This is a genomic window from Bradyrhizobium sp. 155 (genome assembly GCF_023101105.1).
Lineage (GTDB): Bacteria > Pseudomonadota > Alphaproteobacteria > Rhizobiales > Xanthobacteraceae > Bradyrhizobium > Bradyrhizobium canariense_D.
Genome location: NZ_CP064704.1, coordinates 6326355 through 6348695, shown reverse-complemented (window position 1 = coordinate 6348695; position 22341 = coordinate 6326355). Strand labels below are relative to the sequence as shown.

The following is a 22341-nucleotide window of genomic DNA, read 5'->3' as shown; positions in this document are numbered from 1 at the left end:
TACCTCACGGACTTCGAAATACCGGTATCTGGTATCTCGCAGCCCCTGGACAGGGTTGTGCGGTGGCCTTAATCAATCGAATTCTGCAAGCCCGGTCGATTTGATCATTCTTTCTCGGGACTATCCCGACGTTCGAAGCCGAGACAACCTCGCCGGTGCGGGCGGTGCTCGATAGGGTCGACGAGAGTGAGAAGGACCACGAGATCGGCCTTCGTACGGATCTTGCATGGAGGAGTCTCGAAGTCGGCACCAGAAGAGAAAGCTGGATTGACGCGTACACGACGTGAAGATATTGCAGTTTTTGGTCGGCACGCTTTCTCATGGGCATGGTTGGGTCACTTCGTTCCCTTAGGATGGTGCCGCGCTTATCGCAAACCCTGCAGATGAACCGCTCCTTACAAGGCGGACGTGTGTCTCTCGCGCCATAATGTTGCTCCGAACGGAGCAAGCCGCGTACCAACTCTTAAAACCAAAGGGTGCAGGCGTGGCCCCTTCTCGGCGCTTCTCCTTGAGCTTGAACGACGGATGAAAGAAGTTGACCTAGAGTTGCCGCCGAATAGAGGCGGCCCATCACGTGCGCCGTGTCGAGGCCAACGAAGCGGCCGTAGCCCATCAAGCGACGCACAACGCACCATTCTTCTGCTCGACGAAGGCCTGACCGTTCTTGTTGTAGGCACGCGAGCGCGTCACCCCGAGCTTCGGTTGGCGCACCGCGGCGCGAAGACCTCGTTCATGAACCTGCTGTCGTTGTCGAAGTCCACACCGCGTAGAAGCCAGCGGAACCGGCTCTGTGCGTGTTTCATAGCCTCGACAACCAGCGAGCCATCCCGCCTCACCAACGGCAGGCACTCCGTCCAGCCCGTCGCGAATCGGCCATCGTCATGGTCTGGATGAACGATCCCGCCACCGACGTGCCGCCAGGGGCGACCATGTCGACCTCGCAGAAGCCCGGCCGCGGGCTGTCCAATTAAACGTCCGGTTCGGAACTTCCCGCCGGATGACGCTCATCATGACGGCGCGTCTCAACAACATCGATGCGAAAGCGTGGCTCGCCGACGCCTTCGCGCGCATCGCGGACATGCCACAGAGCTGCCTACACCAGTTGCTGCCGTGGAATTAGACGTCGCTCACGTCGACGTCCTCCGCTCAGCGCACGTCAACAGAGTCAATTTCGTCTTCACCATCGGTCGCGTGGCAAAGGACCTCGGCGAGGACGAGGACTGGCTCTGGGATGTGGCCAACGGAGTGGACCCGGTGGGCGGCGTCATCTCGGTTTACAGCATAGGTAACGACGGCGTCACGGCGTTCACCGACTCGGCTAACCTGATGGAGCTCATCAGGATGCACAGGGGAACCGAACCCCTCAGGCGGTGGAATCGGTGATCCACTGTCCCCGGCTTATCTCGGACGGATACAGTTCAACCAGCTGCACGCGCTATTCAGTTGAAGCCGACTTCACCCACTTAGCCGGTTTCGCAGTGCCTGCCGATCGACGACGAGGTAGAGGAGGCTCAGATCTGCGTGCCGTCTTCCCGCGAGCCGTCTGACCAGCGCCCGGGTACCGTCGACCACAAACACTCCGCAATCATAGCCGTTCCCCTGCTGGCGCATGGGGGCATCTCGCAAATCGGCTCCCACCCGCGCTGCGAGCTTTGCTGCAGGTGTGGCATTGTATGCCTTGGCGGCGTCGTAGTATGCCTTGGCGGAGTCGTAATGATAGGCGACCGGCCTGTCGCGATCGCGGCGATCTACCAGCAGCAACGACCAATGGGAGCCGCGGGCACGAAGGTTCGTCGCGCTCGCATCACTCACCGGCAAGAACAGGAAGTCGGCCGTATCGTTGCCATTCCGATCGTTGACAATGCGATGGAATGCGTCCAGGGCGTCGCCGTGCGTACCATGGCCCACCTGAAAGGCGATGAGAGGATCGACGAACCGGGTCCGGGCGGCGAGGTTTGGATTGCTTTGCCGCAACTCCTGCGACAGGAGCTCGTAGTCCCGCTGGATATGCTGGTCACCCAGCCATTCCCCGGCTCCGAGCACCCGTCCGCTGCGATCGCTGGCAGAGGCACTCGCCCTCGAAGCGCCGATCCGGGCATCAGGAACCGAGGATGGGCCAGGGTGATGGATCAGCTGGGCGTCGCGGCGTCCTCGCGGCCCCAACGCAATGGAGTAGGTCTCACCGTTGATAGAGACCGGCTGGGGAGCCATTTGCGAGCTCGGCAGCAGCATTTTATTGTCCAGTACATCGAGCAGGAAGTCTGGCACCGGCTGTGTGCCATGCTGCCAATCCTCGCCGACGAGATATCCGATATCCTCGAGCTCTTGCGGCTTGCCTGATGAACCGATGAAGAACGGCGGTCTGCCGGCAGGGCTGAGCACCGGCCTTGACTGGGCGTCGTCACGTATTTCCTGCGGTGTGGACGGCAGATCAGTGAAAGAAGCCAAACCGTGGTAGATGTCTGAGGACCGAGCTGGCGCGCCCTCTGGAGTTGGCCACTCGAAGTCGGACGGCACTCGTGGAGACCAGGTTAAGCTCGAGCCGGCCAGGTCCTGCCAACCCGGTCCAACCGGGCCTTGCGCTGCCGGCCACTCACTTGGATCAAAGTCGGACGGCACGTGCGGGGACCAGGTCGAGCTCGACCTGGCCGGTTCCTGCAAGCCAGCCTGCCCAAACGGATCTAGCAGCGGCGGCCACTCACTTTCGGACGGCGGCGTCGGCAAATCTCGCACCCAGGTTGAGGTTGAGCTCGAGCTAGCCCTCTGCTCAGGGAAGGTCACACCCAGCCCTCTGTTTGCCTCAACGAGTTGCAGATACTGCCTGAGCTTCCTGAGACTCAGGCCAAGTTTCCCTTTGGCTTCCGTGAAAGCCCGGTGGTCTGCCTCCAGCGAGCGCCGCTGCTCACTATTGCCGTTGATTCGGCTCGCGATGCTTTCCCTACCCTCTGTGCGGAGCCAATTACTGAAATTGCGTTGGGCCGAAGCAGTATTACGAATTGTTTTTCTTCTCTGTTCGGAAGCTGGGTCGAGGTTTCTCAGCTCTTCCTTGGCCAGGCTCTCGATCAGGCTGGCGTCATCGTCATAAGCACGAAGTCCTTGTTGGGGCTCGAGCCCCAGGTATTGTCGAAGGAGATCGAGTGGGGGTGTCTGCTTTGTGGCTTTGCTGTACGCCGCATAATCTGCGCTCAATGACGACTGCTGCTTAGCATTGCCCTCGATACGGTCCATGATGCTCGGCCTGCCCTCTCTTTGAAGCCAATCACTAAAAGAGCGTAGCCTGGAAGCCCTCGCCGAAGCGCAGATTTTCTCCTTGCGAGTCGCGTCGGATCCAAGCTTGGATAGAGCGTCCGTTAAAAAGTCACTGATCGTGGAGACGTCCTTCGGATGAGCCGACAACGTTTCGCGCCCCATCAGGCGGGGCCCGGCACCGACAGCTTGGAGCCCGTCAGCCCCGATCCTGCGGAGATGAGACAATGCCGCGCTGAGGCGGTCACGATCATCGCCGCCAGCTACGAAGTACTCGTTGATGTCGTCGGCGAGCGACCTTGGCTCATTGAATGCCCGAGGAGCCAGGGGCCCCTTGTTCTGCGCTCGGAGCCAACGAGCAAACGCGTTGAGCGCTTGCACATTGCCCTTGATCGTTGCAAGCGGGACCTTTCCAGTCCCGCGGCCTCTGGTACCATCGGGATCTACTCTGTAGTCTTTGACGTTTTCCACGAACTGGCGGATCATCCGCTCGTCTTGGGGGTGCATCGGTTGCTCTCGCGTACCCACCCCAGCTGGAGCAGATATGGGATTTCCAGCCTGGAAATTCTGGAGTGTATCCAAGGCTCCACCCACATAGTTCCTGCTATTGGCGCTCGCCACCTTCTTAAATTCATCTTTATAGGCTGTCAGCAGATCAGCATTGCCAAGCAGGTCGTTCAGAGTGACGCCTTTGGGTTGGAGGAATTCGCTGAACATTCGTAGAGCCATCACATAATTCTCGATCGTCTTCGTTTTACGGTTCGCGCTGCCCAATGCCGTCTTGAACTCTTCAATCAGCGCTAGGTCTGCTTCGGACGGGCGACTGCGCTTTGCAAAGTCGATGCGAAGCTCCGAGTAGACGTCATCAGAGGCTGGGCCGCCGGACCACTTCTCACGGTGATTTCCTCCAAAGACTTTGCTTAACCCTGATTTGACCCGAGAGAACAGTCCACGCGGCTTATTGTCCTTCGTCCGCGCCGTAGGTTGTTCCTCCGAGGGCGCTGCGTAACGCATGCTGCTGAATGGCCTGTCCTGCAAGTCAGACCGGTAATTATTTGCAGCCGAGCCAAGATGAGCGTGCGGAACATCGACACTGTGACGCGTGCTGCTGAACGAATTGTCCCGCAGGTTGGACCTTGGCCGCATTCGCATCGAACCACCAACGTCCGTACGCTGGATGTTTTCATGCGACCGTGCGGCTGAACTGTCGGGGGAACTAACCCCGGAACTCTCCTCAGGAGAGCGGAGTTGCAGCTCGCCCAATTGCTGCTCGAAGCCAGCTTGATCCGCAGGGTCGACGTCGGCCTCTTGCCCCGCACGCTGCAACGCCTGCTGCTCGGCGTACCAGCGCATCCAAGAGTTCGGATCGTTATAGATCGGTTCCACACGACTCTCCTAAGATGAGAAGATTCTTCATAGCTGCCCCGGAGCCACACTCCGGCGCATTGACCACAGAGACTCCGGCTTCAAAAAGCCGGACGTCAAGATCGCCAAATTGAACAAAAAGGGACTGTTATCGCGCGTCGCTCCGAGCTCGTGCATTACTCACACCTGCCCAGTCTTGGCTGCTGCAGAAAAGCGCCCCGGCTCCTGGGCAACAGGTGACCGCTCGCCAAACCTCAAAACGATCCAGGAGAAACGAAACCCAAATACTCGCACGACTCAAAAAGCCACGGTGTTGCCGCCCCGCCTTCCGGGACATCGCATGCGGCACATCGGCGAGACCGACATTGGGCCGCCCCACTGCTGTTGGAAGGCGACCGGGTTTCAATACTTGCACTGCAAGCTCTGCTTCCTCTTCAGATCAACGTCCTCACATTCGCTACAACCAACCGAGCCTCTCCGAGTGATCATGAAGCTTCAGAGAAGGCCGTATGTATGATTCAGACTGTACAACCTGACGCTACGTAGACTTCAAGCCCCCATCGCTGTCGCGTCGAGCCTGCTTGGGTTTTCATACCCGTTTCACGATGCGGCAAATCCTCGCAGCTTGGTGATCTACCCCGCTTTCGAGCACCTTAATTGCGCGAGGCGCGCCGCCGCCGATAAGACGTGTTGGCAGCGGCGTAAGCGCGAAGCTTTGGCCGTTCAGGCTTGGAAGTTCAGGGCATGAGAGTATCGATCTGAGAGATCGGCCAGCGCCGCGCGATCCGTTCGAGAGTTTGCGTGAGCCAGGAGTGCGGGTCTGGTTGTTCATCTTCGTTGGTCTGCAGCAGCGTGGCGATGGTGGCCCAGGTCCGGCCACCATGGCTGCCCGCGAAGAGCGCGTTTTTTCTCGTGATGGTTGGTGGCCGGATTGCGCGCTCGACGGCGTTGGAGTCGAGCTTGATGCGACCGTCGCTTAGGAAGCGCTCGAGAGCGGTGCGCCTGGATGTGGCACACGGATCGGCCTCAAGCGTGTAGGGCATCATGGGCGATCGTCCCGGTCGGAAGCCATACGAGGATGGCAAGAAGTCGGTTGAAATGTTCCTGAATGCTGTGCTGTGCCTGCCTCACGTAATTTGCTCCCCAGTGGGATGGGACCGCGGGCGCGATAATGAGGCAACTGAGCATGGCGATTCGGAGAGAGCTGACGGGCGCAGCGCTACAGAGAGGCGAGACGCGCGGAGAAGCGCGAATTCTGGACCAGTTTGTGCTTGTGACGGGCTTGCATCGAAAGCATGCGATGCGCCTGCTCCGAGGAGATGAGGCAATCCTCGGTTCGGCGCACCCGTCGCCGGATTACGAGGAAGCTGAGCGAAATGCGCTGGTAGTGCTTTGTGAGCCATCCGACCGGATCTGCGGCAAGAGGCTGAAAGCGCTGCTGCCGCTCCTGATCGAGTCGATGGAACGCAACGGTCACATGGGCCTGGCTCCTGAAATCCCGTGCGAAGCTACTGGCGGGGAGCGCGTCCACGATCGATAGGGCGCTGGGCAAGATCCGAGAGGAAGGTGGACGCCACCGGCGCCGCCCGGTGGCGAGCGCAGAGCGACGGAATCCCGGTACGGACGTCCGCCGGCTGGAAGTATCCGGCGCCGGGCTTAGTCGAAGCCGATCTGGTCGCTCACAGTGGGCCCTCGGCGCGCCGCCGGTTTTATACAGACGCTGGTGCTCACGGATATTGCGACCTGTTGGACGGAGTGTGCGCCGTTGCTGGTGCGCGGGCAAACGCTCCTGAGCACCGTGACGACAAAAGTTCGCCGACAGCTGCCGCCCTCGCTGCACGGCATGTGAGCAGATGAACATCGAGTTCACGCGTTGCCGACCCTACCGCAAGAACGACCAGGCGTTTGTCGAACAGAAGAACGGAGCCGTGGTCCGACGCATCATCGGTTATCGGCGGTTTGAAGGACTGGAGGCGGCTGCGGAGCTATCGCCCAAAGTTGGTGACGGCGGGAATCGGAAAGGCGGCATATCGTGGGGGTGCTTGACGCCTCCACTTCTCCACCGAAGGAGCGATATGCCGTGTCCAACGATAACGTCATCCATCTGATTCAGCCAAGAATCTTCGACGATCAACTCACAGAAGTCTTGCGCAATGGAGCGCGTGCCCTGCTGGCCCAGGCGGTCGAGGCCGAGGTTGCAGACTTTCTCGGCCAGCATGCCGATTCGAAGACCCGGGACGGCCACCAGCGCGTGGTCCGCCACGGTCACCTGCCGGAGCGCGAGGTGATGACCGGCATCGGTCCGGTCGCCGTCCGCCAGCCGCGTGTACGCGATCGCGAAGCGGACGCCGCCGATCCTGGCCGCATCCGGTTCTCGCCGTCGATCCTGCCGCCCTACATGCGCCGGTCGAAGTCGATCGAGACGCTGCTGCCGATCCTTTACCTGAAGGGTATCTCGACCGGCGACTTCTCTGAGGCGCTGGCTGCGCTGCTCGGCAAGGATGCTGCCGGGTTGTCGGCATCCGCCATCGGTCGCCTGAAGGATGGCTGGCTCGACGAGCACGCCGCGTGGCAGAGGCGCGATCTGTCGGCGAAGCGCTACGTCTACATCTGGGCCGATGGCATCCATCTTCAAGCGCGCCTCGAAGACGAAAAGCAGTGCATCCTGGTGCTGATCGGCGCGACCCCGGAAGGCCGCAAGGAACTGGTCGGCTTCACCGATGGCGCCCGCGAGAGCGCGCAGGACTGGCGCGATCTGCTGCTCGATCTGAAGCGGCGCGGGCTCGACGTGGCGCCGCAGCTTACCATCGCCGATGGCGCACTCGGGTTCTGGAAGGCGGCCGGCGAGGTCTGGCCGAAAACGCGCGAGCAGCGCTGCTGGGTGCACAAGACCGCCAACGTGCTCGCCAAGTTGCCGAAGAGCCAGCAGCCGAAGGCCAAGCAGGAGATCTGGATGGCTGAAATGAAGCTCGCCGCCGAGCTGGCCTTCGACGCCTTCATCGAGAGCTACGCGCTGAAGTACGAGAAGGCCGCCGATTGCCTGAGCAAGGATCGAGACACGCTACTGGCGTTCTACGACTTCCCGGCCGAGCACTGGAAACACTTGCGGACGACGGATGAGATGGACAAGTGATTTTTTCATGACCGAGATGACGATTGCAGAAATCGCGTACGTCCATTCTTTTGTTCGGCTGCGCCGCGGGCCATCCTTCCGTCCCGGCCATCGATCTCGCAGCCGCCGCGCGCAGGGGCGGTCAAGGCTGGCCGCGTTTGCGGCCACCGCAAGGCTTGGCCTTGACCGGCCCGAGCACGGCGGCATGCTGGCGTGGAACGGGACTGCATTCCTGGCTGGCACTTGCCGTCAGGCGGGATTATCCTGGGTGGGCGCGGGCGACCTCGTGGCGAAGCGTGGCGCATCGGCTGCAAGCGCCACCAGGCTGCCCTATTTTGTCTTGCCGAGTTGAGGCGCCCGCGCGCCGGTTTTTGGCCGCCGTGGTTTCCATTGCCTCACCAAGCGCTCGTAGCTTTGCTCCGCCTGTGCGGCAATCAACATCTCGCGGTCGCGCAATGCCTTGATGTTGTGGGCATACGCTGGCCCACGCCGGCTGCCTTTCTGTTGCGGATGTCCGGCTTGAAGTTGCATCGCGCGGGTCTTGATGGCGACCAGTGCCGGGCGCGCCCACAGGTAATCCTCGCCCTTCGTCAACAAATGCCAGCAAAGCACGGTGAGCTTCCGGGCCACGGCCACCGCGGCGATCTGATGGCCGCGCCGGGCGCGGATGCGCACGAAAAACGCATGCAGCGGACCGGGCGCCTTGGCCGCTGCCCATGCCGCCTCGACCAGCATGGCGCGCGCGTGACTGCGGCCGATCTTGCTGATACGGCCGTGATGGGCGGCGCCCAGTCCGGACTGCCGCACCCGCGGGTTCAGCCCAAAATAGCTCACCAGCTTCTGCGGGCTGTTGAACCGGCTGATGTCGCCGATCGCCGCCATGATGCCGGCAGCGACCGCCAAGTTGACGCCGGTGATCGTCATCAATCTGTTGACCGCGGAATCGTCGATGGCGTCCTGCGCGATCTCGCGGTCGAGCAGGGCCAGATCTTCCGCCAGCCGGTCAAGCTCGCGGACGTGCCGATCGATCGCCGCGCGCTCATCGTCCGGCAACGGTTGGGCGGCCAACCACGCCGGGCCGCGGCCGTTGAAAAGATCGGCATGCGGGCACTTCGGGATCAGGTGCGCGTGCAGGATCGAATGCACCTCGTTCTTGAGCCGCGTGCGATGGCGCACGACCTGGTAGCGCCGCGCCACCAGCCGACGCTTGCGTTCCGTCTCCGCGTCAGGCGTCCAGATCTGCGGCAGGTACCCAGCCGCCTGCAGACTGGCGAGCGTGCCGGCATCGATCTTGTCGGTCTTGACGTGAGCCTGGGCGATCGCCTTCACCTGCATACGCCACGACGCAGAACACCGCAGCGGAACGTTGGCACCGAGAAATCTCATACCGGTTACCAACCCCATCGAAAGCACCTTCGCCACCGTTCGCCACCGCACCATCCGATCGAAGGGCTGCCTGTCCAACAAGACGGCACTCGCGATGGTCTTCAAACTGCTCGAGGCCGCGCAGAGAAGCTGGCGTCGTCTCGATGGCCACAACCAGTTGCCAAAACTCGTTGTCCGTGTGACATTCAATGATGGGATCGAGGTCATCGCCAAGCCGACCGACCGTCAGCCCATAACCGCCGCCGCCTGACCGGCTCCGGCCGTCACCAAAATTTGGCGATAGCTCGGCTGCGTTGCTCGCAGAACTCTATCGCTCAGTGCGCCTGTTCGTGAACTTCTTACAACCGTCGTTCAAGCTGATAGCGCGATGGCGCACGCGTCCGTAAATCTAATAGTGGCACCGACGCCGCCGCATGAGCGGCTGACAGCTAACCCACATACCTCCGATGCGGTTCTGGCCCGACTGCAGGAAATCTGCTTCAGCTTGGACCCGGTCGCGTTGCTCCGTAACATTCGGTCTGCGCAGCAACGTCTGGCCGACCTTGCCGACGTGAAGTCGTCGGGCGATTCCATTACTGCGGCCCCGCCCATCGACTTCTTCCTCGACAGCTTGCGAACGGCTTGGAAAGAGGGCGCATCTCGACGGACGACCGTCCGATCCTCAAAGCGAAGCGAGGTCGTCGTCCCCTGATCCGCTCGTTCAGGCGACCCCACAGCTGCAGGAGTGGTTCAAGGCCGAGCCGTGGCGAAACGGCGCCGAGCTCCTGATAAGGCTGCAGGCGGAATATCTGCTATCCGGATAAGTTGCTGCGAACGCTTCAGCGCCGCGTCAAATCCTGGCGCAGCGAGGAGGCAAGCGCGCTGCTGTTTGGATCGGAAGATCATCCAGGGCGGTTCGACGAGGAGGGAGGCCGGTCGTTGCGCAACCCGGCCAGCTGGACCGGCCTCCCAGGTACCGGCCGTCCGTCATCTCGGGAGCAAAATAAATGAGCCAACGATCGCTTCTTCGGGAACACTCCTCCATGAGGCATACGGCAGTACCGCTTCATTGTCGCGCAGTGTCAATCAGCGCTTGCCAAGCCGGCGGCCAGCGTCAATTATCGCTTAACTTGGCCGCCTTGTCTCACGTTGATTGACGCGCCACAAAGTCCGGACATGGCGCCAGGAGCGTTGTTAACGCCGGCGCTCCGCGCGGGGTTTCCATGTGGACAACAACGGGATCTCTCAGGTTTCCTGGTGACCCATCCCGCACCTTTCCCCCTGATCCGAGACCCCGGCCGAAGTCGATGAGCCTGGCCATAGCGGCTTTCCCGGTGCTGCCCCCAGATCGAACACGGCGAAGGCTTCAGCACGACCATTGACATGCGCGGATCGCAACAGCAGCGGCAGCGCAGGAAGCTCTATTCCTTCCATGCGCCCGAGGTCGAGTACATCCGCAAAGGCAAGGCGGCAGCGCCTTACGAGTTCGGCGTCAAGGCCTCGATCGTCACCACCAACGGCCGCGCGCCGGGCGGCTAGTTCGTGGTGCACGCTCGCGCACTGCCCGGCATCGTCGCGGCCGCAACACCGATAGACCGCGCCGCGTCTTCATCACCGGGCAGAACGGGGCGTCTTCGGCGTCATCGAGCGCGAGCTCCGGCGCCGTTCAGCCATCGAGCCCATCATTGGCCACATGAAGAGCGACGGCCACCTCGGCCGCTGCGATCCCAAGGGGCGTGAGAGCGATGCCAGCAACGTCATCCTCACCGCCGTCAGCCACAACCTCCGCCGCGTGATCACCTGGCTGAGGGATTTGCTGACATCAATCCTGATCATCCTCTGGCAAGCAGGTGTCCGGCCGCAGGCGCTCAAACCGCCTTCTTAGCGGCGACGATTCCGCGATGCTTGGCGGCAGCGAGTCAGTCCAAGCCTGATGAGATTTGAGCCGATCAGGCTAGCTTGGCTCCGAAGCCGCCGCACACAAGCTTGTCGAGATCGCATCTGGCATTAAGCCGGTTCAGGACGGGCCACATCGCGCCGGTCAACACGTCCGTCCTTTAAGGTCGGCGGCAGCGGCGCAGAGCTTAGCGCCAGGATCAGAGCGCATGGCTGCTGTGGCTCAATTCGCTCGACATCTCTCCTGATTTGGTGTCTTCGACCGAATTGGCCGAGACACCCTATCTCCCTCAGATTGGCGCATCAAACGGCGAAATCACTTCGGACGGGCCTGATGGTGAACATTGGTGCCTTGTTACAAAGTACCTCGCGGATCCAGTCGAATTGTCGGTTTCGCTCGGCTGAGGCTTGACCGTGCCGCAGCTCTCCGTTTGCCTGCGCTCCTTGCTCCACCGCCTGCCCAAACATGAATGCCTGCGGATCTGGGCATTACATAAAGTCACCATCCTCTTCGGAATCTGCTGCAACCTCAGTATCACTATCGACCTTGGAGAGATAAAGCTGAGATTGAGTTGCGCGCTGCCATTCACCGAGGCTGTTTTTTGTCCACTGGGCGGACTGAGTGGGGTCAAGTACCATGTCGTCCTCGTCCACTTCAACGAAGCCCATTGTCTCTGCGCGGGCCTTCGCTTCTGCATTAGCAGGACGCCAGTTCACCAATGGTCGTTCGCCGTCTTGCCGAAGTTGATGTTCGAGCAGAATATCGCCGGCGTTCGCGACAAGCGGATGAGCAACCTGAAAATCAACAATTGAGGTGACTTCACTTCGTCCAGGGAACTGTTTTCGCCACTTATCGCTTTCGAACTCAGTCATGTTGAATCCGGCCTCCGTTCTTTGGAGGCCAACGCTCACATTTCCTAATTGGTAGCTGTAATATCGGGCGTCTTCTGAATCTCTTCTGATACCGTATTCCTTAGCGACCTCTGCTGTGCGCTTAGCTCTTGCGGATACAAATTCCGAGTACTCGTGTGGATTGTTGGCGATGCGGTTGATTGCGTCGCCATGAAAGGTCCTCACTTCTGTCCTGAAGGTAGCTCTGTCGATCTCGACCACAGGAGGTTTTCGAACGAGGGAATAACTCGGTTGCGAAGGTGAGCTGCCAGCGGACTCCTGCAATCGCGTTCTAGCGAACGCATCCGCGAAGCCCTGGCTTTCGGCACCCGCTTCCTCAGCGTTTGCTGCCCGATGATATCTTTCTTCGGCCGGAATATCGGGCCAATTGTTAACTCGACCGTACATGACGACTGCACCTGGATCATACGTCTTGCATTGCTTCAGGTCGTTAGACCTTACCCGATTGATAGACAGCTTAGCTGTCCGTAAGCTGACGCCAGCGCATAAAGGGAAAATCCGACCCCTTTGGGCAGCTCGACCGCGTATCGTCGAGGCGTTGCGCGATGCAGGCTTCCACGTTATCCACCCAGCACGAGGCGAGGAGGTGCTGGACTGGTGCAAGCGGCACGTCGCAAGGGGAACATGATGCGGGGCACTCGGACCCGCCGAGGCGTCGAGCTCGCCGCGAGGAAAGCGACTTCCACCGCCGCCCGAGCGTCTCGTGCGCTGGATGGCTTGCTCGACCTGGTGGCACTCCCAGTCCGAGGCAGCGAACTGCACGCAGTGTCGACTGGATGGTGGGCGCGTGGCGCGCAACGCGATCGCGAGAGTGACTCCGGATGACGTCGCCTACTACGTGGCACTGCCGTTCGACGAGCGCCTGAACGGCGGTTGGCGTAGGAAGGGGCGCGCCGTGCTCGAACTCATGGAAGCTCCGCCTTCCGAAGCCGAGTCGAGAAGACAGGCAGCCGGAGCTGAGCCATCGACTACCACGCCCGCGGCTCGTCTTCCGGTCTCGAGCCAGCTCTGCTGGATCAGTGGCGGACGACGGTCTGGCCGCCGGCGAAGTGGTAGATTACCTGAGCGCAAACGCAGCTCTTGTGCTCGCCGAAGCGCTCTCGCGGAAGCCGCGCACTGCTCGTGGCGATCGCCTTCGCGACCAAGATGGCTCGGACGATTTGGGCCATGGCCACCCGGAAGGTGGATTATCGGAACCCAGCGCAGGAGGTGACGGCATCATGATGAATGCAGCACGAAATAGCCTGACGTTGGTGAAGGGTGTGAGAAGGGGACGACCCTAATGGGCGGAACGATCGAACAGATCTGGATCAGGAAAACCAGTTAGAGCTGAAGAGCCGAGGTGCTCGGAGATGAGAATTGGACTTGATCCGCGGATCACCATACCGGCCAGCGGCTTCTGAGGACGCCGTAAAGGAAGGCCTGACAGAAGAGCGCATCGTCCACACGCCGAACGGGTCAGAAACTTCTTGCATCACGGGCGGCAACGACAGAAGGCTCTACACGAAGTACCGTCAGCCCGCCAGTGGCCGCCGCCAAGGCGTCGTTTAGTCCGTCAACCGCGTATCGGACCCAGAACAACCCCGCCTACCATCGCAGAAGAAGGGTGGCGCGGCCGTCGCCGGCCGGACCGGTTGGCCGATGTGTTTTGAGTCAGAAGTGGTGCCGATGCTCGAGGCAGCCCGATATCACCGATGCGCAGTGGCTGCAGCGGCTCCGTTCGTTTGGGCTGTCGCGAGCCAGCTTTCGGCCCAAAGGACAGATTGCGGAGCTGCGAGCCTACGTGCGCCAGCGCGAGCGTCTGATTGGGTACGCGGCCTCCCACATCAAGCATATGCACAAGGCCTTGACGGAGATAATCTTCAACTCCACCACATGTCGCCGACATCACCGGCGCCACCGGCTGCGCCTCATCCGCGCGATCCTGAGGCGCTGGCGTGCTTGCGCCATTACAGTTGCCACGCTAGCGCGGAGACGATCGTGAACGCGCTCACCGGAAGCTATCGCGCCGAGCGTCTGTTTGCGCTCGAGCAGGCACTTGCGCTTTAGGACGCCTACCACGAGAAAGCATCTGTCTGCGACGCCCCGGATCGAAGCCGTGTTGAAGGCGCGTCGGAATCGAACCGATCAGGCGAACGCTCTAGCTTACGAACGTCCGCGTGGCGCTGTTCCGTTGCTCGGAAAGGACATCACCACGCTCGACGGCCTCGGTCCTTACCTCTCGCTGAAGCTGATCGCTGAATGGGGCGACGACCTCTCCTCGTGGCGAAGTGCAAAGCATTTTACCTCCTGGCTGGGACTGGCGCCGAACGACAAGGTCTCCGGCGGCAGAATGCTCTCGTCCCAAACGCGCGGATCCGGCGGTAGGGCGGCGGCAATTCTGCGCCTTGCTGCCGTAACCGTGGGCCGTACAGACACCGCGCTCGGCGGCTTTTACAGGCGACTTTCATCGCGCGTGGGGTGCGCCTCGAGTGCAGCGCGCGTTCTTCCGCCGCTTGCCGAGCGGCGGCTTCGCCCTGATGACGTGGCACATACCGACTTTCTCGAGGCCGTACTGTCGAGCGGCGCAGAAGTTGCAAGCGTCCGTCCCTGAAAAGGTAGATACGAATCGCACCTTACCCGCAACTGGCCTTTCAGGCCACCTTCTGAGACGACGGCGGCGTAGCGACCTAACTCGGAACGCCTGCGGCCTGCATGGGCTCGGTAAGGCGTGCCTTCAGGTCGTCCAAATGGTCCTCGGCATAGGACTGCACTTTCGAGATCGCCGTATCGAGGCCGAACTGCACGGTCTGTTCGAGCATCTCCTTTGCGAGGCCCTCGCGCAGCGCGAATTTGACCTCGGGCCCAGCAACAAAGCTAATGGCCTGCCCCGCAAGATTAAGGCCAACCTCTTTCAGAGCCTGTTTCATATCACCTCCGCTAATGCCCGTATGCAGAAGGCTCAATGCTTGCGACTCGAGCTCGAGCACCATCGATATGCCATCGGCCAACTCGCCCAGTCCCGGAATGACGCCGAGCAGGCCTACTGCCGTGGCCTCCCAGTCGAGCACCTTCGAGCCCACCTTGGCTACGTCATCGACCGCATGCATGAGGACCCCGCCATTCTTCTTCGGAGACGCGACATCGGGTTGGTCGGATACCCCCATCAACATGTCTGTGACTGCATTTTGTTCAGCGGCGGTCTTGGGGACATCGGTCTTGATCTGCTGAACGGTATGGTTCGCAGGTGACATGTTGCTATAGAAATGCCTGAAGTCGTTGTTGCTGATATTACCGGAGTCGACCGTATGCCCGCCGCCTAAATCGAAGAACTCCTGATGGGTCTTGTAGCCCGTAATCGAATTGTTTAGCAAACGGAACAAGATCGGGTCCGAGAGCAGTTGCGATGCCGCTTCTCGTATCTTCGGGTCGAGAGTCTTGTCCTCGACCATACTCGCCAACTTGTGTCGTGTCAGGTCACCGTCCCCGAAGAAGGCGTTCTGATTCTTGTTGATCGTGTCGAGCGTGTTCAGCTCGCTTTGCGTGGAATTCATCGACGAGGAGGCGACTTGCAAGAAGTCTTCCTTGTGGATTTTATCAGTCGCACCACCGCACAACTGCTCCCAGGCGTCCGGGTGCTCGAGGAAGTGTTGAGCCGCCGCGATCAGCTGAGGCGGACACTTACCGATGTCGGCTTTGCCGTCGACGATCCGCTTGAAATCGTCCAGGCTCAAATTCTTGGGCAGGTAGTCAGAATACTTGTAAAGCTCGCGCAATGCATCATTCAACGTCATGACCGATGCTTGTCCATTCGAGGTGCCGTCGGATGGAATATAGTTCTGCTCGTAGCTTTGCGCTTGCTGCTCCTGGAATGTAGCAACCTGCGAATGGCTGGCGGAAAACTCTGACAGATCCTTGGCCTTGATCTTGCCGCCGCAGCGGCCGTCCCCTTGGGAGCCAATCGCATAGAAGAGCTCTGGATCGCGTCGCAATCCTTCGATCGCCTCCTTCAGATCCGGGGGCGTCGATGGATCGCTGGCCTTGGCTGCCAGCGAGTCCCAGCTGAGTGGGCATTGGTCCTTGTGCCGGTTCAGCACTGCCACGATCTGCAACTCGGCATTGGTGAGCGTGCCGCCGTTCCACGTGATCCTAGAGCTTGGCATTGGAGTGCTCGGTACGTCAGGCGATGGAGCAGCCGTCGACGATGCGTCTGCACCAGGGGTGTCGACCGAAGAGGAATCGACCGAAGAGGAATCGACCGAGGAGGAATCGACTGAGGAAGAAAAAACCGGATCCTTCATCACCGCCTCGATCGCCGCCTTCGAGTGCGCTGACAACTGGTCCAGCGAATCCTGCGGGATCTGTCGCTCTGATTGCAGCAGATCCGGTGGCGTGGAGGGAACGTCGGATTTCTCTTCCCGCGAGCAGATGGACACCATCGCCTCGAACATCGAAGGTTCGCCTTCCCGAATCTGGCCGGGGGTCTGCGCGGATGATCCCAAGGCCGACGAAGCCCCCGGAACAAGCCCGAACAGAGCTGGATCTGCACTGGCGGGCAGCGAAACGCTGTTGAGCTGCATTAGGTTCATTTCCATTCCATTGCGGTAAATACTTGGCATCGACATCGTAAGATCGAGGCTTTCACGTTAAGGGGGCGAGCTTTCGAGAAGCTGACGACTTTTAGACGGAGCAGGACGAGCCAATGTCGGTCGTCTTAACATCCCGGAGAGGCGTCATCGTGCTCATGAAACTCATCTCCGGCTCAGAGCATGTGCAGGCACGACGCTGCTCTGACGCTTTCGCAAAGCAGGTGCCTGCGGTCGTCAGTCCCGAGTGACGATCGCTGTGGGGCCACGAAACAACATCACCACCGATTCCCGCGGTAGCATTTCCAACTGCGCGCGGTTTTGCCTCTGACTTGCCATCACACCATTGCTGATCGAGCAATGTGATGAGGTGCGTTGGGCCGACGCCGCGATCTGGCGCTCGTCGGCATTATGTAGAGATTGAAAGTGGGGCCGAGAAATTCGCGCGGTGGCAGTCGCGGCATGTACCTGCGAATGCGCGCTCTCAGCTGGGTTCACTTGACGATAGTGAGGTTGTTCTCATTCTCGTCAGCTTCTCGACAGCTAGTCCCAGTAGCGTGAGCAATGTGAATCGCTCGGTGGTGATACCACCGTTTTGGCGGAACTGAAGTGAGAGGCACCAGATGGCCGGGGCAATCGAAGGCGTGATCCATACCAATTCTGACACTGGCAGCTCGCAGTCGGTAGCTGATCGTCAGAAGTTCGAATCGGCGTTCGGTTCGGTTCTTGCCAACGTCGCGATGCAGGCGATGGAGCGAAACATGTCAAATCTTCGCGAAGCTATAGCTGAAACAGAAGAGGATACCTGACGCCGGTTCTTCGACGTCAGTGGAGTGTTGCCATTGATGGCAGCAAAAAAACGGAAGGTGAAGCGATATGACCAAAACAAGCTCTACTAGCCCTTCTACTGGTGGTGTCCACGACTCCCATGATAGCAAGACTGATAGCAAGACTGCTAGCAAGACTGATACCAAGTCCGCGGGTCCCGGCGTCGGTAACTCGGCGACCGATAACGTTGGTGGGACGGGTACTTTCGAGAAACTGATCGACGAATTGAAGGCGGTTAACCAGCAGGCCATGGTGCAGGACATAAAGTTGCGTGCACTGACGACCGAGCTCTCGAGTGAGAGGAAGGCGGCCAGCGAGCGCGTCAACGGATAACGGTGAAAGGCGGGGCGAATCTCGCCCCGCCGTTCCCGTCGTCGGGGTGATGTGAGTGGTGCGGCCTAGGAATGAGTCGTGCGACCAATCGCCCTGCCGTGCTCCTCATAGTTCGGAGAATTGTCCGTGAATGAGGCCGCCTCCTTACATTTCGAGGTACTGTCGGGACCTTATGCTGGGCTAAGCGGGAAGGCGGCTGTCGGAACGAGTCTTATCGGTAGCGGCCTCGACGCGGATATGGTTTTCGTCGAACAAGGGCTTGAGCCGCATCACCTACGTATCACCCTCGTTGGCAATTCAATCGAGCTTGAGGCTCTTGCGACCGTAAGCACCCCAGAGGGCGAAGGGGATATCGCCGCAGGTGAGCGTGTTGTTCTTTTTCTTCCCGCCGTCATTCGTGCGGGCGCCATGTCTATTCGCTGGTCGATGCAGAATGCGATTGAGGCTCGGTCGATCAGCCTCTCGCGCGTTTGGATCTCAGCTCTCGCCCTCGTGCTCCTCAGCTTTCTTGGCGTAGGCAGTCTCTCGACGATTTTCTTCAAAGCCAGCGGAAGTGCACCGACCGGCATTGCTCCGCCTGCCGCAGAGCTTGTACCCAAGCTGGGTATGAACCGGCCTGACGATCGGCGAGCTCAGGCTGCGGCCGAAGTGCTGAAACAGGAAATTGATAAGGCGGGCCTGCTCGATATCAGGGTTGGTTCGGGGCCGGGTTTTGTTAGCGCTGAGGGAAAAGTCACGCCTGCAACCGTTGCGAAATGGCAGGAGCTCCAGCAATGGTTCGATGGTCGTACATACGGTGCGGTGACACTGGTGAACGGAGTGATCGTCAAGGAGGAAAAGCAGCCATCCTCAATCGCGATCGAAGCTGTTTCGCGCGGACCTCAGCCCTATCTCCTTGTCGGTGGGCAGAAGTATTTCGTCGGCGCTCTCTTGGCCGACGGATGGGCGGTCACTCGAATCGAGGATGGGCGTGTGCTGCTAAGCCGCAATGGCCGCGTTGTTGCCGTTCCGTATTAGGGTTTCCGGGCCCGAAGGAAGGATAAGGAGATCGTCATGTCAAAGGTGTCCCGCTACGATGTCGGGCCTGGCACTGCTTCGCAGAGACTCAGCGAGCACCATCATCAACCAGTGATAGGGCCGACCATCCAACCCAATAAAGGTGAGGCGGACGGCGCTCGTGCAAACGGCGAGAAGGAGCTGGCGTCGATCTGGGGCGAGCTGAACACGCGCTATATGCCGCTGGATCTAGCGATCGAAGCCGCATCGGAGGCCAAAGGTATTGATGCAGTCGGGCGTGTCAGTCTCAACGAGATGCGCACTCGCATTTATGAGCTCGAGCAACGCGCTGGGATGGCATCGCTCTACGGGCGCGATATCGCGCACGATCTACTCTCCTTCGTCACGCCAAGCCTTCGTCATCCGGACATGCTGCGGGCGGAGCGGTATAGCAGTGTTCTGGAAGGTCTCGTCCATAAGCTGGCGGCCGCGCCTGCGGATCCGATAGCTGGGGGCGGTATTGTCGTCCTACGGCAGGGACTGCACTGGCTAGCGCTGCTCCGCCGGAATCGGAATAGCTTGATCGAAGCCTAACAATGTTCAACTCCGATGGAGCGCAACGGACGACCAACGTTTCCAAATCCGATAACGACTCACTGAGTTCCGGGCAGGAGCGCGATTTGCTCTGTACACTTTCCTATCTTCACCTTGCATGTGGGCAGAGCGCAGAATGCGTGGCTCTCTTACGACTCATCGTCGGCAAGGACTCGCGAGATGTCGATCTATTACGGATTCTCGCCTATGCCCTCATCTTGGAAGGTCTCGGAGGTGAGGCGTTGCAGGTCATAGATAGGCTGAACACACTTGATGACGAACCCTCGGCGCGTATCTCTTTGATGCTGTTGCGTAGCCACGCCCTGCGGCGGGCCGGCCTCATAGACGAGGCGCTCGCCGCTTTCCAACGCTATGTCTCGTTGCGTGACGGCACTGGCCTGATCAATCAACGATCGGAAGGTCCCCATGACCAGCGTCCTGCGTAAGATCATTGCGCGCGCGTCGGCCAGCTCCGATTTGATGGTCGCGTTGATGCTGCTTCTGACGGTCGGCATGATGATCATGCCGATCCCGATAGTGGCGATCGATACGCTCGTCGGCTTCAATCTGGGCTTCGCCATATTGCTGCTGATGGTCGCTCTCTATATTAGCACTCCACTTGATTTCTCGTCCTTGCCAGGCGTCATTCTGATTTCCACGGTATTCCGTCTGGCGCTCACCGTATCAACGACGCGGCTGATCTTGGCTGAGGGGGATGCGGGCAGCATCATTCGCACGTTCGGTGATTTCGTCATATCGGGGAATATCGTCGTTGGTATTGTCATATTTTTAGTCGTGACCATGGTGCAGTTCATCGTCGTGGCCAAGGGGGCTGAACGCGTGGCGGAGGTGGCGGCGCGGTTCACGCTCGATGCTCTGCCAGGCAAGCAGATGGGAATCGATGCGGAATTGCGCAATGGCCATATCGATCAGAACGAAGCCCGCAGCCGGCGCGCTACATTGGAGAAAGAAAGCCAGCTTTACGGGGCTATGGATGGCGCCATGAAATTCGTGAAGGGCGACGCCATCGCAGGATTGGTGGTTATCTGCGTCAACATGCTGGGCGGGATCACGATCGGCCTGCTCTCCAAGGGCATGTCTTTCCAGGCGGCGCTGCATCAATATACCCTGCTGACCATAGGTGATGCGTTAATCTCACAAATTCCCTCGCTGCTGCTCTCGATTACAGCTGCGACAATCATCACTCGTGTAAATGGGGTCGTAAGGCTCAATCTTGGGACCGACATCGTTAACCAGCTCACAGCAAACTCGCACGCATTGCGGCTGTCTGCCTGCGTCCTCGTTGTAATGGGGGCTATTCCGGGTTTTCCGCTCCCTGTCTTTCTCGTCTTGGCTGCAGTCTTTGCGGCAGCGAGCTTTGCCGACGGTGGGACCCAAAGCGGCAAGAAAAGCGCTGATGTCTCTCGCCCGGCTCCCACAGAGTCTAACAAGGAAATCGTGCCTGCGGAGGCGCTTCCCATCGCGTTGTTCCTTGCGTCAAGTCTGACACGGGCGATCGACAAAGAAGAATTGCAACAGCACATTGCACGCGTTTCGGGACTGATCTCGTCTGATCTCGGCATCACAATTCCGCGCATCCCCATCGAGGTCGACGAGCGCTTGCCAGACCTGCAGTACAGGGTGGATGTCGAGGGCGTGCCCGTCGAGCAGGAGTTAATTGATCCAACCCAGCTCGCACTCCACGACGATCCGGCCAACATTGAATTGAGTGGCATCCCGTTTCGGCATGACCGGGAGACGGATCAAATCTGGATTGAACAGAGCAATGCACCGGCTCTCAAAGCAGCCGGTATCGGGCACCACCGTCCCATTGAAATCCTGGCCTTGCGCGTCCATTCGGCGTTGACCCGCTATGCACAGTGCTTGGTGGGTATCCAGGAGACGCGCCAGTTGCTGGCCCGCATGGAGACCGAATATTCCGATCTGGTCAAGGAGGTGTTGCGTACGACGCCGGTCCCTAAAGTAGCCGACGTCTTGCGGCGCCTCCTGGAGGAGGGTATTCCGATCCGGAACACACGGCTGGTCTTGGAGGCATTGGCCGAATGGAGCGGACGTGAACAAAACGTCGTCTTGCTCACGGAACATGTTCGCTCCGGTCTGAGACGGCAAATCTGCCACCGGTATGCCAACGCACACCGCGTCGTGCCGGTCTTTATCATCGAGCGTCAAACCGAGGATATCGTGCGCAGCGCGGTTCGAGAGACTGCCAAAGGACCCTACTTGGTTTTGAGCGACGGGCAAAGCGAGGCGCTGCTCTCAAAAATGCGTCACATCCATTCGAACGTAGTTCGGGCGCAGATCAAGCCGGTTATCCTTGCTTCGATGGATATTCGACGCTTTGTCCGCGGCTTTCTCACCCGTAATGGGATCGATCTTGCTGTTCTATCCTATCAGGACCTTGCCTCGGACTTCACAATCCAGCCTGTTGGATCCATTACACTCGCAGCTGCAAAGGACGACGACGCCCCGTCCGAGGAACTCAGCAACACGCTCCTTGCGCCCGATTCACAGGCGCAGCAGTCAATTTAAGAAGGACCGCATGAATTCACCTCGTAAGGCAGCGCGGTGGCGCTTGGGTTCATTTTGTCTGCTTTCGTGCTCGGCTCTCTTCGCCACTCTGGGGCTCTGCAGTTGCGCTAGCTGGGATAGACCAGCTCTTCAAATGCAAGAGCGGCCGGCGCCAAAGTTGCTCGGCGCCAAAGATATCGATCCAGCTATGCGCGAACGCATTGAGTGCGCGATCGGCCGGACTCCTAACCAGGAGCTTTGCGCGACGCGTTGAAGCAAAAATGCTCGGAAGATCAATGCAGCGGATCGGTCTTGCGTGTCGATGCGAAAGCGCCTCGCATTGATTGCTCGTCAACGTCTGCCTGGACCTGCAACCTATATGCGCTCAAGACTAAATGCGTTAACTTGAGAACGTGGGACGCTTCGTGAGCCACAACCGCAATACAAGCAATCGCGTCAGCGCAGCTATTCCGATTGCGCGGACCAAATCACGTTGTCCGCAACGATCGGTGCACGATATCGCGCAATGCAAGCACCCGGCCGCTGCGCTGGCGCTGCCGCCCTACACAAGTGACCCGGGCATAGCTAATAGTAGCGGAC

Annotated in this window: 12 protein-coding genes and 8 pseudogenes; 15 read left to right on the top strand and 5 right to left on the bottom strand. The window is 59.8% G+C overall.

All coding sequences use genetic code 11. The features are described 5' to 3' along the window. Positions 1 to 1000 precede the first annotated feature (1000 nt). Positions 1001 to 1120, top strand: a pseudogene (locus IVA93_RS30560) (transposase domain-containing protein); the annotation flags it as partial. After that, a complete protein-coding gene (locus IVA93_RS30555; protein WP_018458918.1) occupies positions 1111 to 1383 on the top strand; it encodes a hypothetical protein in 273 nt (90 codons plus the stop codon). The pseudogene IVA93_RS30560 and the gene IVA93_RS30555, both read left to right, overlap by 10 nt. A gap of 72 nt (positions 1384 to 1455) precedes the next feature. On the opposite strand, the gene IVA93_RS30550 is transcribed toward IVA93_RS30555, so the two are convergent. Then, positions 1456 to 4632, bottom strand: a complete 3177-nt coding sequence (locus IVA93_RS30550; RefSeq protein WP_346771674.1) for a Ulp1 family isopeptidase — start codon at positions 4630 to 4632, stop codon at positions 1456 to 1458. A gap of 716 nt (positions 4633 to 5348) precedes the next feature. Beyond that, positions 5349 to 5639, bottom strand: a pseudogene (locus IVA93_RS30545) (IS66 family transposase); the annotation flags it as partial. A gap of 143 nt (positions 5640 to 5782) precedes the next feature. On the opposite strand from IVA93_RS30545, the pseudogene IVA93_RS30540 reads away from it, so the two are divergent. From IVA93_RS30540 to IVA93_RS30530, 3 genes and pseudogenes are all read left to right on the top strand, one after another. Further along, positions 5783 to 6602 (top strand): annotated as a pseudogene (locus IVA93_RS30540) (ISNCY family transposase); the annotation flags it as partial. An 89-nt stretch (positions 6603 to 6691) separates the two neighbouring features. Next, positions 6692 to 7738 (top strand): annotated as a pseudogene (locus tag IVA93_RS30535) (IS256 family transposase); the annotation flags it as partial. Between the two features lie 13 nt (positions 7739 to 7751). Then, entirely contained in the window at positions 7752 to 8075 is a 324-nt protein-coding gene (locus IVA93_RS30530) for a hypothetical protein (RefSeq protein WP_247542621.1), read from the top strand. Here IVA93_RS30530 and IVA93_RS30525 read toward each other — a convergent pair. Then, positions 8062 to 9058: pseudogene (locus IVA93_RS30525) on the bottom strand (IS110 family RNA-guided transposase); the annotation flags it as partial. The gene IVA93_RS30530 and the pseudogene IVA93_RS30525 overlap by 14 nt on opposite strands. A 58-nt stretch (positions 9059 to 9116) precedes the next feature. Here IVA93_RS30525 and IVA93_RS30520 point away from each other — a divergent pair. From IVA93_RS30520 to IVA93_RS30510, 3 pseudogenes are all read left to right on the top strand, one after another. Continuing rightward, positions 9117 to 9359 (top strand): annotated as a pseudogene (locus tag IVA93_RS30520) (IS256 family transposase); the annotation flags it as partial. Between the two features lie 25 nt (positions 9360 to 9384). Further along, positions 9385 to 9997: pseudogene (locus tag IVA93_RS30515) on the top strand (ISNCY family transposase); the annotation flags it as partial. A 480-nt stretch (positions 9998 to 10477) separates the two neighbouring features. After that, a pseudogene (locus IVA93_RS30510) lies at positions 10478 to 10973 on the top strand (transposase); the annotation flags it as partial. Positions 10974 to 11473: 500 nt separating this feature from the next. Here the strand turns inward: IVA93_RS30510 and IVA93_RS30505 are convergent. Then, positions 11474 to 12283, bottom strand: coding sequence for an effector protein NopP (locus IVA93_RS30505; protein ID WP_247789314.1), 810 nt, complete (start codon positions 12281 to 12283; stop codon positions 11474 to 11476). Between the two features lie 1786 nt (positions 12284 to 14069). On the opposite strand from IVA93_RS30505, the gene IVA93_RS30500 reads away from it, so the two are divergent. Then, complete coding sequence (locus tag IVA93_RS30500) at positions 14070 to 14489, top strand: transposase (RefSeq protein WP_247385773.1); 420 nt, start codon at positions 14070 to 14072, stop codon at positions 14487 to 14489. Positions 14490 to 14565: 76 nt separating this feature from the next. Here IVA93_RS30500 and IVA93_RS30495 read toward each other — a convergent pair whose 3' ends face one another. Beyond that, positions 14566 to 16455, bottom strand: a complete 1890-nt coding sequence (locus tag IVA93_RS30495; RefSeq protein ID WP_247789313.1) for an HrpF/NolX family T3SS translocon protein — start codon at positions 16453 to 16455, stop codon at positions 14566 to 14568. Between the two features lie 629 nt (positions 16456 to 17084). On the opposite strand from IVA93_RS30495, the gene IVA93_RS30490 reads away from it, so the two are divergent. From IVA93_RS30490 to sctV, 6 genes are all read left to right on the top strand, one after another. After that, positions 17085 to 17270: a hypothetical protein gene (locus IVA93_RS30490; RefSeq protein ID WP_247290861.1), complete on the top strand. Its 186-nt coding sequence runs from the start codon at positions 17085 to 17087 to the stop codon at positions 17268 to 17270. A gap of 67 nt (positions 17271 to 17337) precedes the next feature. Continuing rightward, entirely contained in the window at positions 17338 to 17622 is a 285-nt protein-coding gene (locus tag IVA93_RS30485; protein ID WP_247789312.1) for a hypothetical protein, read from the top strand. Positions 17623 to 17748: 126 nt separating this feature from the next. Next, positions 17749 to 18639, top strand: coding sequence for a SctD/MshK family protein (locus tag IVA93_RS30480; protein ID WP_018458379.1), 891 nt, complete (start codon positions 17749 to 17751; stop codon positions 18637 to 18639). Positions 18640 to 18675: 36 nt separating this feature from the next. Then, on the top strand, positions 18676 to 19212 hold the full coding sequence (locus tag IVA93_RS30475; RefSeq protein ID WP_247789311.1) for a hypothetical protein: 537 nt from the start codon (positions 18676 to 18678) through the stop codon (positions 19210 to 19212). Between the two features lie 2 nt (positions 19213 to 19214). After that, complete coding sequence (locus IVA93_RS30470) at positions 19215 to 19658, top strand: tetratricopeptide repeat protein (RefSeq protein WP_018458377.1); 444 nt, start codon at positions 19215 to 19217, stop codon at positions 19656 to 19658. Then, the gene (gene sctV, locus IVA93_RS30465; protein WP_018458376.1) at positions 19639 to 21762 is read left to right on the top strand and encodes a type III secretion system export apparatus subunit SctV; all 2124 of its coding nucleotides are present in this window, start codon (positions 19639 to 19641) and stop codon (positions 21760 to 21762) included. The genes IVA93_RS30470 and sctV overlap by 20 nt, the downstream gene beginning before the upstream one ends. Positions 21763 to 22341: the final 579 nt, after the last annotated feature.

Coding starts and splice junctions, on each gene's coding strand:
- IVA93_RS30530 (WP_247542621.1), top strand. CDS start 7,752: ATGACCGAGATGACGATTGCAGAAATCGCGTACGTCCATTCTTTTGTT.
- IVA93_RS30505 (WP_247789314.1), bottom strand. CDS start 12,283: ATGTACGGTCGAGTTAACAATTGGCCCGATATTCCGGCCGAAGAAAGA.
- IVA93_RS30495 (WP_247789313.1), bottom strand. CDS start 16,455: ATGCAGCTCAACAGCGTTTCGCTGCCCGCCAGTGCAGATCCAGCTCTG.
- IVA93_RS30490 (WP_247290861.1), top strand. CDS start 17,085: ATGGCCGGGGCAATCGAAGGCGTGATCCATACCAATTCTGACACTGGC.
- IVA93_RS30485 (WP_247789312.1), top strand. CDS start 17,338: ATGACCAAAACAAGCTCTACTAGCCCTTCTACTGGTGGTGTCCACGAC.
- IVA93_RS30475 (WP_247789311.1), top strand. CDS start 18,676: ATGTCAAAGGTGTCCCGCTACGATGTCGGGCCTGGCACTGCTTCGCAG.
- IVA93_RS30470 (WP_018458377.1), top strand. CDS start 19,215: ATGTTCAACTCCGATGGAGCGCAACGGACGACCAACGTTTCCAAATCC.
- sctV (WP_018458376.1), top strand. CDS start 19,639: ATGACCAGCGTCCTGCGTAAGATCATTGCGCGCGCGTCGGCCAGCTCC.